At 31.4% G+C, this 12,427-nt stretch carries 14 protein-coding genes and 1 rRNA gene; 3 read left to right on the top strand and 12 right to left on the bottom strand.

Annotated features, from left to right (window positions below):
• The first annotated feature begins 41 nt into the window (after positions 1 to 41).
• Both B3578_RS05290 and B3578_RS05285 read left to right on the top strand, forming a co-directional pair.
• Entirely contained in the window at positions 42 to 926 is an 885-nt protein-coding gene (locus B3578_RS05290; protein ID WP_286495880.1) for a DMT family transporter, read from the top strand.
• Between the two features lie 29 nt (positions 927 to 955).
• A complete protein-coding gene (locus B3578_RS05285) occupies positions 956 to 1,588 on the top strand; it encodes a CatA-like O-acetyltransferase (protein WP_286495878.1) in 633 nt (210 codons plus the stop codon).
• A 40-nt stretch (positions 1,589 to 1,628) separates the two neighbouring features.
• Here the strand turns inward: B3578_RS05285 and B3578_RS05280 are convergent, their stop codons facing one another.
• From B3578_RS05280 to B3578_RS05255, 6 genes are all read right to left on the bottom strand, one after another.
• A complete protein-coding gene (locus B3578_RS05280) occupies positions 1,629 to 2,219 on the bottom strand; it encodes a hypothetical protein (RefSeq protein WP_286495877.1) in 591 nt (196 codons plus the stop codon).
• Positions 2,220 to 2,242: 23 nt separating this feature from the next.
• Positions 2,243 to 2,890, bottom strand: coding sequence for a hypothetical protein (locus B3578_RS05275; RefSeq protein ID WP_291047175.1), 648 nt, complete (start codon positions 2,888 to 2,890; stop codon positions 2,243 to 2,245).
• Between the two features lie 94 nt (positions 2,891 to 2,984).
• Positions 2,985 to 3,485 carry a regulatory protein RecX gene (locus tag B3578_RS05270; RefSeq protein WP_291047174.1) on the bottom strand — a complete coding sequence of 167 codons (501 nt, stop codon included), beginning with the start codon at positions 3,483 to 3,485 and terminating at the stop codon, positions 2,985 to 2,987.
• A 188-nt stretch (positions 3,486 to 3,673) separates the two neighbouring features.
• The gene (rpe, locus tag B3578_RS05265) at positions 3,674 to 4,321 is read right to left on the bottom strand and encodes a ribulose-phosphate 3-epimerase (RefSeq protein WP_280036965.1); all 648 of its coding nucleotides are present in this window, start codon (positions 4,319 to 4,321) and stop codon (positions 3,674 to 3,676) included.
• Positions 4,322 to 4,405: 84 nt separating this feature from the next.
• On the bottom strand, positions 4,406 to 4,981 hold the full coding sequence (locus B3578_RS05260) for a DUF3575 domain-containing protein (protein ID WP_291047173.1): 576 nt from the start codon (positions 4,979 to 4,981) through the stop codon (positions 4,406 to 4,408).
• 60 nt (positions 4,982 to 5,041) lie between these two features.
• Positions 5,042 to 5,431 carry a hypothetical protein gene (locus B3578_RS05255; protein WP_219035270.1) on the bottom strand — a complete coding sequence of 130 codons (390 nt, stop codon included), beginning with the start codon at positions 5,429 to 5,431 and terminating at the stop codon, positions 5,042 to 5,044.
• A 96-nt stretch (positions 5,432 to 5,527) separates the two neighbouring features.
• Between B3578_RS05255 and mgtE the strand changes: the two genes are divergently transcribed.
• On the top strand, positions 5,528 to 6,847 hold the full coding sequence (gene mgtE, locus B3578_RS05250) for a magnesium transporter (protein ID WP_125350025.1): 1,320 nt from the start codon (positions 5,528 to 5,530) through the stop codon (positions 6,845 to 6,847).
• Positions 6,848 to 6,885: 38 nt separating this feature from the next.
• Here the strand turns inward: mgtE and B3578_RS05245 are convergent, their stop codons facing one another.
• The 6 genes from B3578_RS05245 to rrf all read right to left on the bottom strand — a co-directional run bounded on the left by B3578_RS05245 (position 6,886) and on the right by rrf (position 12,355).
• The gene (locus tag B3578_RS05245) at positions 6,886 to 7,752 is read right to left on the bottom strand and encodes a sigma-70 family RNA polymerase sigma factor (protein WP_019975176.1); all 867 of its coding nucleotides are present in this window, start codon (positions 7,750 to 7,752) and stop codon (positions 6,886 to 6,888) included.
• Between the two features lie 124 nt (positions 7,753 to 7,876).
• Entirely contained in the window at positions 7,877 to 8,818 is a 942-nt protein-coding gene (gene hutG, locus B3578_RS05240) for a formimidoylglutamase (RefSeq protein WP_219035272.1), read from the bottom strand.
• Positions 8,819 to 8,820: 2 nt separating this feature from the next.
• Positions 8,821 to 9,426 carry a trimeric intracellular cation channel family protein gene (locus tag B3578_RS05235; RefSeq protein WP_125350023.1) on the bottom strand — a complete coding sequence of 202 codons (606 nt, stop codon included), beginning with the start codon at positions 9,424 to 9,426 and terminating at the stop codon, positions 8,821 to 8,823.
• Between the two features lie 38 nt (positions 9,427 to 9,464).
• Complete coding sequence (locus B3578_RS05230; RefSeq protein ID WP_125350022.1) at positions 9,465 to 10,073, bottom strand: trimeric intracellular cation channel family protein; 609 nt, start codon at positions 10,071 to 10,073, stop codon at positions 9,465 to 9,467.
• A 127-nt stretch (positions 10,074 to 10,200) separates the two neighbouring features.
• Complete coding sequence (locus B3578_RS05225; RefSeq protein WP_291047172.1) at positions 10,201 to 11,583, bottom strand: NAD(P)-binding domain-containing protein; 1,383 nt, start codon at positions 11,581 to 11,583, stop codon at positions 10,201 to 10,203.
• Between the two features lie 663 nt (positions 11,584 to 12,246).
• Positions 12,247 to 12,355 (bottom strand): 5S ribosomal RNA (gene rrf, locus B3578_RS05220).
• Between the last annotated feature and the right edge of the window lie 72 nt (positions 12,356 to 12,427).

The raw sequence follows: 12,427 nt of genomic DNA, 5'->3' as shown, positions 1-12,427 counted from the left end.
ATGCGAAGTTCGAAATTAGAACTTCGTTTTTTCTATTAAAAATGAAATTCAAAGGTTACGCATATGGACTAATTTCTTCCATATCTTATGGATTAATTCCATTATTTATCCTACCTATAAAACAGGCAAATTTTTCGATGGATACTACATTATTCTATCGATTCTTTTTTTCTGCATTGATTGTCGGAACATATTTATTCATCAAAAAACAATCATTCAAAATAGATGTGAAACAGATTCCATTTTTAATCATTTTAGGATTATTGTACGGAATCTCAGCGGATGCTTTATTTTTAGGTTATGATTATTTAACTCCTGGAATTGCCTCCACATTATTATTCGTTTATCCGTTGATTGTTGCCATCATAATGGCTGTTTTCTTCAAAGAAAGAATTACAATTTCAACTATTGTAGCCATTGTTTTTGTACTGGCTGGTGTAATTTTATTAAGTTTTAAAGAAGGAAAATTCGAGCTAAATCCAATCGGATTAGGAATTGTTTTTATTAGTGCTTTGGGTTACGGATTATATATTGTGACAGTCAACAAATCGAAAGTACGAGATATAAAAGGCTTTACATTAAGCTTTTATTCGTTTCTATTTACAACGATTTATTACGCAACAAAAATGATTATTCACAAAGAATCCTTCATTTTACCATCATTAGAATTAACCTTCAACTTTTTTACATTTGCGTTTGTTACGACAGTTGTTTCGAGCATCGCATTGATTTATGCGATTAAAAATATTGGTTCTACAGCCACTTCTATTCTTGGCGCATCAGAACCTGTGGTTGCCGTTGCTGTAAGTGTTATGATGTTTGGTGAAGATTTTTCGCTGAGTTTAGCTTTAGGAATTTTTATGATTATTCTAGGCGTAACTCTGAATGTAATTGGTGATGCATATCAACAAAAAAGATTGAAGTAATTGTAAATCCTATTTTTAACTTTGCAGCAATGAAACAGAAATTTAATCCTGAAGGTTGGAATCGTATAGAGCATTTTAATATGTTCTCGAAAATGGATAATCCGTATGTCGGAGTTGTTGCGGAGGTTGAATGTTCTAAAACGTACAAATTTGCCAAAGCAAATAAATTGTCTTTTTTCGCAGTCTATTTACATTGCTCGATGTTGGCAGAAAATAAGATTAATGAGTTTAAATATCGCATCGAAGATGATGAAATTTTTGTGTACGATCATTTAGATTGCGGAACAACAATTGGAAGAAAAGACGGAACTTTTGGTTTTGCATTGATGAATTTTACCGAAGATTTTGATGCATTTAACGCGCAACTTCAAGAGCAAATACAAAGTGTAGAAAACTCGGTTGGTTTGCATATCAAAAATGAAGAAATTACCATTGGCTTGGTTCGTCATTCTACATTTCCATGGTCGAGATTTACAGGTCTAACACAACCAAGTAACTTTGGAACGGGAGAATCTATTCCGCGAATTATTTTTGGAAAAGCGTATACGCAAAACGATAAAATGTATATGCCTGTTTCGGTTGAGGCGAATCATGGTTTTGTAGATGGTTTTCATTTGGCGAATTATCTGCAAGAATTTGAAAACGAATTAGGTAAATATTAGAAATAGTAAGAACGAATTTCGAGTTTCGAAATTCGTTTTTTTATTTTACATCATTAGGATGAATAAATGGTTCTGGTTCTAGAATTTCCTCATATTGAATAGGAAAATATTTTTTATCTTCTTCTAAAACAAAATCATCCGTATAATTATAAAAATGCTCCAACTCTCTTAATTGATACTTTCCTTCTTCATCTTTATGAAATCGAAAAGCGTAACCTTTTATTTCACAACAGAATGTTATTTTTTCTTTATCTAAAGGGATATAATTTAAATTTGAGATATCGATATATTCATCTAATACTTCATTTTTATCTAAAAGAATAGTATAATCTGTATTTTGAATAGTAATTGGTAATGTATAATAATTCCCTATTGAACAGTCTTGTCCAGTCGAAGAAATATATAAATAAAATTTTTCTTTTGCGAAAAAGAGAGAGATTGTTCTAATTGGTATATGATTACTTTTTGTAATATCAATAGCTTGTTCAATAACTTCATTTACATTCTCATCTTTAAAAACTGAATCTGCTTTTATTTCATTCTTCTTTTCCCAACCTTTAGCAGATTGACTGCTCGGTTGCTCACATTGAACAAAAAGAATGAATAAGAGTAAAAAATATAAATTCTTCATATAAGTGTTTTGATTAAAGATAATCAATTCACTGCAACTTTTTTATTTAGTTTTTTTGACCAAGAAAAAATATAAATCGTTCCGATAATTGAAGGCACAATCCAAAAATAAATATTATCTCCAAATCCAGCGCCTGCAACCAAAAACGCTGTTACTGAAGCGATATAAGCACCAACCATTTTTCCAACATGATTCATTGTCCATTTTTTATAATTCTCTGTATTCTTGTAAAAAACAAAATCTCGATAACACATAAACCCTCCTAAAAACCCAAAAATTAAATACAATAATCCAATTGCATTGCTTGTGAAAAGTGGAAGTAATCCAAAAACAATCATCACAATAGATGTGATAAACATTGCTCCAGAAATGATTTTATCCAAATTATTAGAATAGTTTTTGCGCTTATAATTTAGAATTCTATTTCCGATCAAAATCATATAAATCGTGAAAATACCAATCATTAAAAGAAAAGAATTGTGGTGATTTGGAAAAGCACAAATAATCAACGAAAGAACAGAACTGACTAACATACCAATCGAAAATATTTTTCCCACTTTTTTGTGTGTCGAATTTCCTTTTTTTATAATCATAACAGCTGTTCCAGCAACCAAGCCAATTCCTCCAAAAAATGCGTGAATGTAAATAATGATGTTGACTAAATTTTCCATAATGTGTTTATTTATTATGGAATAAAATTAAGTGAAGTCGTTTTTAATTTTAAAAATAGTTGACCGAATTGTCGAATTTTAAGGATGAATTGTATTACTCTTTTGTTTTCACTGTTTCTATAGCATCATTCATCAAATCGAACTCGTAACCTTTGTACGCTAAATATGCTTTTACTTTGTTTATTTTCTTGAAAGATTCTCGCTCAGAAGCTAATAAATTGAACTTTTTTTGTGTTAAATGCAATAAATTATTCCAATATTTATCCAAATCAATTTCTTCTTTAAATGCTTTTTCAATTAATTTTTGATCAATTTGACGCATTTTTAATTCTTGACGAAGACGATTTCTTCCCCACATTTTTTGATTGACTTTTCCTCGAACAAAATTATGAACAAATCGTTCTTCATTCAGGAATCCGTAATGAATTAGCTTAAAAATAATCTCATCTTTCGCTTCTGGAATCAAATCAAAATCACGAAGTTTTTTCTCTACTTCCCAATGACAACGATCTTGATAAAGACAATATTTTGCCATTTTATCTTTGATTTCATCAATCGTATAAATCTTTTTTGGGTTGTCTTTAGAGAAATTCATGCAACAAAGTTAAGATTTTAATAAGAAAATTGTTTGATTAACTTGATGAGGATCCTGAAAAAAGTTCAGGATTAATCAACAAAAAAACTGAATCATTTCTGATTCAGTTTTTTATTATTTGTTTAAATAGTTGAAGGAAAAATATGAACTTCTCAATTCTAATTTCTCACATCTCAATACTATTTTTATTAAGCTTTTTGTAATTCCGCGATATATGCTGTTGGATCCTCAGCATTGAAAACTGCCGAACCAGCAACTAAAGCATCTGCACCAGCTTCTACCAATTTTGATGCATTTTGTACTCCAACTCCTCCATCAATTTCGATGATCACATTTGCATTAGCTTCTGTAATCATTTTTTTCAATTTAGAAACTTTGTTGTAAGTATTTTCAATGAATTTTTGACCTCCAAAACCTGGATTAACACTCATAATTAACACCAAATCTAAATCATTAATCACATCTTCTAAAACAGATACTGGTGTATGCGGATTAAGCGCCACTCCTGCTTTCATTCCTTCTGCTTTTATAGCCTGAATTGTACGATGTAAATGTGTACACGCTTCGTAATGAACAGTCAAAATATCTGCGCCAACTTGTTTGAAAGTTGAAATATAACGATCTGGATCAACAATCATTAAATGCACATCCAAAACTTTGTCTGTTAACGAATTTATTTTCTCGATAATTGGCATTCCGTAAGAGATATTCGGAACAAAAACGCCGTCCATTACATCTAAATGAAACCATTCGGCTTGAGAATTATTAACCATTTCGATGTCTTTTGCTAAATTCCCAAAATCGGCTGCTAAAATTGATGGTGCTACTATTGGCATAATCTTATTTGTTGTTTGTTTGTATTTTGTGGTGCAAAGGTAATGAAATAAAAAAATCGTTGAAAACTCAACGATTTATATTTTTTAGAAATTATAACCAAATTTGAAACCTAATTCAGGTAAGAAGTCGATGTATGTTTCTTTATCTGAATATATCCAATCAGAACCATTAATAGAATATTTAAAAGGATAATAAGTATCTATAAAAATTCCTGCTCCAAAATTGAATTCATAAAAAAATTTTTTAGCAAAATTTCTTTTAATTCCATAATTCACCACAAGTTTTGCAAAATCATCATCTTTTCCCATCCCTTGGTATGTTGATAACCAATCTGTATAATAGTCAAATTTCAATCCTATAAAATTTGCAGAATTATTTAAAGTAGATTTTCCTTTTGAACTTCTTCGATCAAAATTATAGTAATAACGACCTTCTAATCCTAACTTTACTGTGAAATCCATATCCAAACCATCATCTGAACCTGTAAAATTAATTGTAGAATAATTTAAATTACCAAGAATTGTAATTTTATCTGTTATGGCTTTCTCATAATTTGCTCCAACTCCCAAAACATTAATATGTGCTGAAATCAAATCTGTTGCTTTTTCTTGAGCATATAGTGAAGTTGATAATAAGAGAGTAAATAATAGTTTTTTCATTTTCAGTGTTAATTAATACAATACGAATATAACAGAAAAAATGATTCAGTAAAATTATTTTTAATCCAAGAAAACTCTATTATCAATAAAGTTATAAGGTTCTTCGTCTTTCAATTCTTCGTTGATAATAAAATGAATCGAATCTTTTGACATAAAAATATAAGTGTAAATATCTGCCATTTCATCAGAATCTCTAAACTCATAATATTCATCACCAATAGTACACCAAACGCCTTCATCTTCAGAAAATGTAACGCAATCATCACTGTGAATGGTCTTAAAGTTAACTGTCATTGTACCGTCAACTTTTCTATTGACCATCCAACTATTTGTTTCACCTTTAAAAAATTTCCCATGATCGGTTCCAGACCAAATTCCAACAAATCGTTCATCTACATCCATAGATTTTATAAATTCTTTAATTTGTTTTTGATCTGTTTTATTCATCATAATTTCTATATTAAAATTAGCTTAAAAGTAGCCAATCTATACTTCTTCTCATCTCAAAAAGACTTAATTTGCAGCTCGGGATAAAAAAACAAATTTATGGAAAATAATATGCTTAATCAACATCCAGCAGATATTGCCGAACAATTAACTGCACTGAACGTAAAAGAAAGAAACATCGCTTTTTACTCGCTTTTGAATGATGATAAAGTTGAAGTATTCTCCTATTTTGAACCCGATATTCAGTACGAAATTGTAAAAAGTTTGACGGACGAAGATTTAGCTGAAGTTTTGAACAATCTTGATCCTGATGACCGAACAGAACTATTTGAAAATTTCCCAGATCAATTAATCAAACATTCCATTAATCTTTTAAATCCTGAAGAACGTGCTACAGCACTGAATTTGATTGGATACAAAGAAGATTCGATTGCACGTTTAATGACACCAAATTATATTCAGGTAAAAGAACATTATACAGTAAAACAAGTTTTGGCTCACATCAAAAAGTATGGAAAAAAAGCCGAAACATTAACGTATATTTTTATTGTTGATGGAAAAAATAGATTGATTGATGATTTAAAAATTGGCGAAATTCTTTTGGCTGATGAAGATACTAAAGTAGAAGATTTAATCGATCATAATTTTGTTTCAATCAAGACGACAACTCCTTTAGAAGATGCGTTAGAAGTTTTTGATAAATACGATCGTTCTGCGATGCCAATTGTGACAGAAAATGATGTTTTGGTCGGAATTGTAACATTTGACGATATCTTGGATCGTATGAAAATGCGTGATACAGAAGATATTCAGAAATTTGGAGGTATGGAAGAATTGGATGTTTCGTATACTAAAACACCTATTGCGGAATTAATCAAAAAGCGCGCAGGTTGGCTGGTTATCTTATTTATTGGCGAAATGTTTACTGCTTCTGCTATGAGTTATTATGACCAAGAAATCGAAAAAGCGGTTGTGTTGGCTTTATTTGTTCCATTGATTATTTCGAGTGGTGGAAATTCTGGTTCTCAAGCGGCTTCACTAATTATCCGAGCAATGGCTTTGGGTGAATTGAAACTAAAAGATTGGTGGTATGTAATGAAGAAAGAGTTTGCTTCGGGATTAATCTTAGGTGCAATTCTGGGATTTGTTGGTTTTATCAGAATCTTAATTTGGCAAAAAACTGGAATTTATAGTTATGGAGAATATTGGCTATATGTAGCTTTAACAGTCGCTTTATCTTTAATCGTCATTGTTTTATGGGGAACACTTTCTGGATCTTTAGTTCCATTTATTTTGAGAAAAATTGGATTTGATCCCGCAACAGCATCCTCGCCTTTCGTCGCAACCTTGGTTGATGTTTCAGGATTGATTATTTATTTTACAATTGCTGCAATTTTACTAAGCGGAAAATTATTATAAAAAAAATCCAACCAATTGGCTGGATTTTTTTATTTTTATTATCGTCCGATATATGTTTTCAAAATCTTAGATCTCGAAGTATGTTTTAAACGGCGAATTGCTTTTTCTTTAATTTGACGAACACGTTCTCTTGTTAAATCAAACGTTTCTCCAATTTCTTCTAACGTCATTGGATGTTGACCGTTTAATCCGAAGTATAAACGAATTAAATCAGCTTCACGAGGCGTTAATGTTTGCAATGCACGTTCAATCTCTACACGTAATGACTCAATCATCAATTGTACATCTGGAGATGGAGATTCACCAATGTTTAATACATCGTATAAGTTAGAATCTTCTCCTTCTACTAATGGTGCATCCATTGAGACGTGACGACCAGAGTTTTTCATCGACTCTTTTACATCACCTTCAGACATATCCAAAACTTCAGAAATTTCTTCTGCAGATGGAGCACGTTCATGTTCTTGCTCTAATAAAGCATAGGCTTTATTAATTTTATTGATCGATCCAATTTTATTTAATGGTAAACGTACAATACGAGATTGCTCTGCTAATGCTTGTAAGATAGATTGACGAATCCACCAAACCGCATAAGAGATAAATTTGAAACCACGCGTTTCGTCAAAACGTTGTGCAGCTTTTATCAAACCTAAGTTTCCTTCATTAATTAAATCTGGTAAACTTAAACCTTGATTTTGATATTGTTTCGCAACAGATACCACGAAACGTAAGTTTGCTTTTGTTAATTTTTCTAAGGCAACACGATCTCCTGCTTTGATACGTTGTGCTAACTCTACTTCCTCCTCCGCTGTAATCAAATCTACTTTACCAATCTCTTGTAAGTATTTATCCAACGACGCAGTTTCACGATTTGTTACCTGCTTTGTAATTTTAAGCTGTCTCATTTAACTAAAACCCTCCTATTATTAATGATTATTATCGATTTCTTTTGGCATTTTATCAACACCACTATATATGTATACGCAGATAACTGAAAAAGGTTACAAAATATTGTAAATTATTTCAGAATTAATATCTTAAAACTTCGTAAATCATTTGAGCAGAGAGTTTCGCTGTCGAGTTATCAACATCAAAAAGCGAATTATATTCAACTAAATCAAATATTTTCACTTTGTTTGAGTTCATTAGAACCTTCAAAATATATTTAACCTGAAAAGGTGTCAAACCATTAATTGTCGTTGCACTTACACCTGGCGCATAAGCTGCATCAAAAACATCCATATCCAACGAAACATAAAGCACATCAAATTGTTGAACAATCGTTTTCAAATCATCTAATACTTTATTCAAATTGAAATGCACTTCATCTGCCAAAATAAAATTAACTCCTATATTTTCAGCACGTTGAAATAATGCTTTCGTATTTCCTAATTCTTGAATACCGATTGGAATATAATTGAACTTCATTTCATTTTCTTCGCAATACTTTGCCATTTCGTAAAAAGGCGTTCCAGAAGTTGATTGCGGATTTGGCGTTCTCAAATCAAAATGCGCATCAAGATTGATAATTCCAATATTTTTGTATGATTTTGCTAAAGCCAAAAAATCACCCAAAGCTGTTTCGTGTCCACCACCAATTACAATCGGAAAATGATTTTGTTGGATAATTTTATCCACTTGATTGATTTGTTCTTCACGTGCAGATTCTAAATTATTATCATCACAATGAATATTTCCAGCATCAAAAATAAAATCAGTTTCGGAAAAATGTAAAGGTAAATTCGCCAAACTTTTTCGAATCAAATCTGGTGAATCTTTCGCACCAATTCTACCCTTATTCCGTTTAACACCTTCTTCCGAACAAAATCCTAACAGTACTTTTGGTTGAACAGATGATGATTCAAATTTATCATAATCAGAAATTACTTGATGAATTCTTAAACCTAATTCTCCATCTTCAGAATCAATTCTTCCTGTCCAATTTTCTTGATTAAATGGTGTTTTTTGCATGATTAATAAAATTTAGGTAACGACAAATTATATTTTACAGTAACAATACGAATTGCGGCAATAATAGCTCCCGAAACAATAAAATTGATATTACGATCTAATCCAAAACTTTCAAAAATTAAATACATTACACCTCCTGCGACACATGCCATTGCATAAATTTCTTTCACAAAAACTGTAGGCGTTCTATTCATCAAAACATCTCTTAACATTCCTCCCATTACAGCGGTCATCATTCCCATCATCACAGAAATAAAATCATTTGCGCCCAAAGAATGCGCTTTTTCCAAACCTACAATTGTAAATAAAGCAATTCCCAATGTATCGAAAAGCATTAATGTTATTCTTAATCGTGAAAAATATTTAAAAAATAATCCTGCCAACAAAATTCCAGCAAAAACTGCGTAAATGACATTCATATCATTTATCCAAACTAACGGATAACTGTTAAGAAATAGATCGCGTAAAGTTCCACCACCAACAGCCGTTATAAAAGCAAAACAAGCAATTCCGAACCAATCATGTTTTTGTCTTTCATCTCCAGCTAAAGCACCAGAAATAGCAAACACAACCGTCCCAAATAATTCAAAAATGTATTGAATTTCCATCTATAAAAAATTAGTTCGCTAAGATACGAATCTATAAATTAATGGCTTTTGAATTTCGGTAATGATAAGTTATACTTAATTGCAGTCAAACGAATTGCGACAATTACAGCCCCCGAAATAAAGAAATTGATGTTACGATCAAGTCCCAATTTCCATAAAATCATATAAATAACTGCACCACAAAGACATGCAAACGCATAAATTTCTTTCTTGAAAATAATAGGAACTTCGTTCAACATCATATCGCGAATAATGGATCCAAAAACCGCCGTAAACATTCCCATTACAGGTGCAATTACAGGATGAATTCCAAGATTTAGAGCTTTTTCTAAACCAACAATCGTAAACAAAGCAATTCCTAACGTATCAAAAAGCATAAATGTTTTACGAAGTTTCAACAGAGGTGTATAGAAAATTGCCGCTAAAATAACACCAATCCCTACCGCATAAATAAGATTAACATCCTTTATCCACATAATTTCAACGGAAAGTAAAATATCACGAATTGTGCCACCTCCAATTGAAGTTAGGAAAGCAATAAAGGTTACACCAAACCAATCGTTACCAGATTTTTCATCTGCTGCTAAAGCGCCCGAAATTCCAAAAAAAAGTGTACCAAATAATTCGAAAAAATATTGAATCTCCATTTCTATTGTATTAAATCATATTGTGTTGTGCTCTGTCAAAAATAAACACTTTTCTTTTTTAACGATGTTTAAATATACAATCGAAAATAAAAAAAGACCAACACATTTGTTAGTCTTTTTGTTAATATTAATAATAATTTGTTTTTTCTAATTGCTTTTCATCAATCGGATCTTCATCCAAATAGCGTTCTAAACTATCATCCAACTCTTTCATCCAAGGTGTGTGATGTTTTTCTGCTTTCGTTTCGTCCATAACTGAGGTATAGGTTTTATCTCGATAAGTTAAAATATTTTCTTCTTTATCTTTTAACCAAGATTTGAACATATTAGCAACTTTATCCAAATCGAACATAGGATAATCAGTTAAATGAATTAAATCCTTCAAATAATCAGTTTGAAAATCAACATGATCATCAGCAGAAATCGATTGTTTTTCATAATCAACCCATTTCTGAATATCTTTTTGAATTTCTTCTTTTGAAGGTAAATTAATTCGTCCTAAAATATAATCACGTGCAAACCATGCTTGCGCATCAAACATATTAAATGTGTAATATTGATCCTGCATTCCCAAAAATAACAATTGAGCATTAACATCTGATATTACACCTTTATACATTCCTTCTGGATACAAACAGTTTTTTGTTTTTAAACGGAAATTATCTGGTAAAAACGGAAATTTGTGTTGATAACCTGTACACATAATTACTGCATCAAACTCTTTTGATGTTCCGTCTTTGAAAAATGCTTTCTTATCTTCAAAATGTGTCACTAAAGGCAATTCTTTTATCCCTTCGGGCCATTTACAATCAATCGGGTTTGTACGATAAGAAATTATGACCGATTTAGTTCCGTGTTTATAGCATTGTACCGCAATATCTTCTGCCGAATAACTACTACCAATCAATAAAATTTCTTTGCCTCTAAATGGATCAGCTCCGCGAAAATCATGCGCATGCATTACATTTCCTGTATAATTCTCGATACCTTTAAAATAAGGCATATTTGGTGTAGAAAAATGTCCAGTTCCGACAATTAAATAATCGAAATATTCTTCGAAAGTTTCATTTTTCTTTAAATCATCAAAAACAACGCGAAACTGTTTTTTATCCTCTACATAATCTACCCACCTTGCAACGGTATTAAACTGAATGTACTTTCGCGCATTACTTTGTTTAATTCTCCCTTCTATATAATCGAATAATACTTCTCTAGGTGGATAAGAAGATATTGTTTGACCAAAGTGTTCAGAAAATGTATAATCTGCAAATTCTAAGCATTCTTTTGGTCCATTCGACCATAAATATTTATACATACTGCCATGCAATGGCTCTCCGTATTTACCTACTCCTGTACGCCAAGTGTAGTTCCACATTCCTCCCCAGTTTTCTTGCTTCTCAAAACATTTAATTTCTGGAATTTTGTTACCTTTCTTTTCTTCTGACTCAAATGCTCTTAACATCGCCAAACCACTTGGTCCAGCCCCGATAATGCCTACTTTTAAACTCATGAATTGTTTTTAATTAAACTTATATGAACTACTCAACTATCATTGATAGTAATTGATTTTTATGTCTGAAACGACCTGATATAGAAACTAACTTCTATAAAAACTGTGTAAAACAGAATAGAATGAGTAATCTAATGATTACAACATATAAAGAGATAGAAAACCTCTTGCTGAATAAATAAAATTTTATTCAAAATTAAATTATTCTTCAATGTACTAAAATTATAGCAGATGGACAAATATTAATAAAACATAATGATAAGCGTAATTATTATGGCGTTCCCTTCGGTCGGGGTATCCGTTGCAATCTTTTGTATAAGAAGATTAGAAGTGATTACAGAAAAACCATTCCTCCAAAAGGATTTCCACTACTATCCCTAACGCGGGTTTTTAAGTTCTGAGTTTTGAGTAATAAGTTATAAGACATAAGATTTAAGACTGCCAATAAAAATCTAAGCAAACTAGGAGTGTTATCGAGTTCTGAGTTAATTTTAAAAAGGAAGCTTCCTTTTTATCAAGAAGAAGCTCCTCGTTGAATAATTAGAAGCCTCTTGTTTTATAGAACATAGTCTGGAGATGCGTAAAGCTTAAAACGTTCAGCCTAAAGCGCGACGTATACCCACAAAAAAAGCCTCAAGTTGTTTACTTGAGGCTTTTAATAAAAACTGGCGACGACCTACTCTCCCGTAAATAACAGTACCATCGGCGCAGGCAGGCTTAACTTCTCTGTTCGGAATGGGAAGAGGTGAGCCCTGCAGCTATAGTCACCCTAATATTTGTCTATAGGGTTAGTTCCTATTGTATCTTGACATTATTAGAAGCTCTATGCATTCAGCTTGAGGAC

The sequence above is a fragment of the Empedobacter sp. UBA1574 genome (assembly GCF_002322895.1).
Classification (GTDB): domain Bacteria; phylum Bacteroidota; class Bacteroidia; order Flavobacteriales; family Weeksellaceae; genus Empedobacter; species Empedobacter falsenii_B.
The sequence above is the reverse complement of the archived record's forward strand: the minus strand, read 5'-3'. Positions and strand labels throughout refer to the sequence as shown.

Excerpts from the sequence above, each read along its gene's own strand:
- B3578_RS05290 (WP_286495880.1), top strand. The coding sequence starts at position 42 with ATGAAATTCAAAGGTTACGCATATGGACTAATTTCTTCCATATCTTAT.
- B3578_RS05285 (WP_286495878.1), top strand. The coding sequence starts at position 956 with ATGAAACAGAAATTTAATCCTGAAGGTTGGAATCGTATAGAGCATTTT.
- B3578_RS05280 (WP_286495877.1), bottom strand. The coding sequence starts at position 2,219 with ATGAAGAATTTATATTTTTTACTCTTATTCATTCTTTTTGTTCAATGT.
- B3578_RS05275 (WP_291047175.1), bottom strand. The coding sequence starts at position 2,890 with ATGGAAAATTTAGTCAACATCATTATTTACATTCACGCATTTTTTGGA.
- B3578_RS05270 (WP_291047174.1), bottom strand. The coding sequence starts at position 3,485 with ATGAATTTCTCTAAAGACAACCCAAAAAAGATTTATACGATTGATGAA.
- rpe (WP_280036965.1), bottom strand. The coding sequence starts at position 4,321 with ATGCCAATAGTAGCACCATCAATTTTAGCAGCCGATTTTGGGAATTTA.
- B3578_RS05260 (WP_291047173.1), bottom strand. The coding sequence starts at position 4,981 with ATGAAAAAACTATTATTTACTCTCTTATTATCAACTTCACTATATGCT.
- B3578_RS05255 (WP_219035270.1), bottom strand. The coding sequence starts at position 5,431 with ATGATGAATAAAACAGATCAAAAACAAATTAAAGAATTTATAAAATCT.
- mgtE (WP_125350025.1), top strand. The coding sequence starts at position 5,528 with ATGGAAAATAATATGCTTAATCAACATCCAGCAGATATTGCCGAACAA.
- B3578_RS05245 (WP_019975176.1), bottom strand. The coding sequence starts at position 7,752 with ATGAGACAGCTTAAAATTACAAAGCAGGTAACAAATCGTGAAACTGCG.
- hutG (WP_219035272.1), bottom strand. The coding sequence starts at position 8,818 with ATGCAAAAAACACCATTTAATCAAGAAAATTGGACAGGAAGAATTGAT.
- B3578_RS05235 (WP_125350023.1), bottom strand. The coding sequence starts at position 9,426 with ATGGAAATTCAATACATTTTTGAATTATTTGGGACGGTTGTGTTTGCT.
- B3578_RS05230 (WP_125350022.1), bottom strand. The coding sequence starts at position 10,073 with ATGGAGATTCAATATTTTTTCGAATTATTTGGTACACTTTTTTTTGGA.
- B3578_RS05225 (WP_291047172.1), bottom strand. The coding sequence starts at position 11,583 with ATGAGTTTAAAAGTAGGCATTATCGGGGCTGGACCAAGTGGTTTGGCG.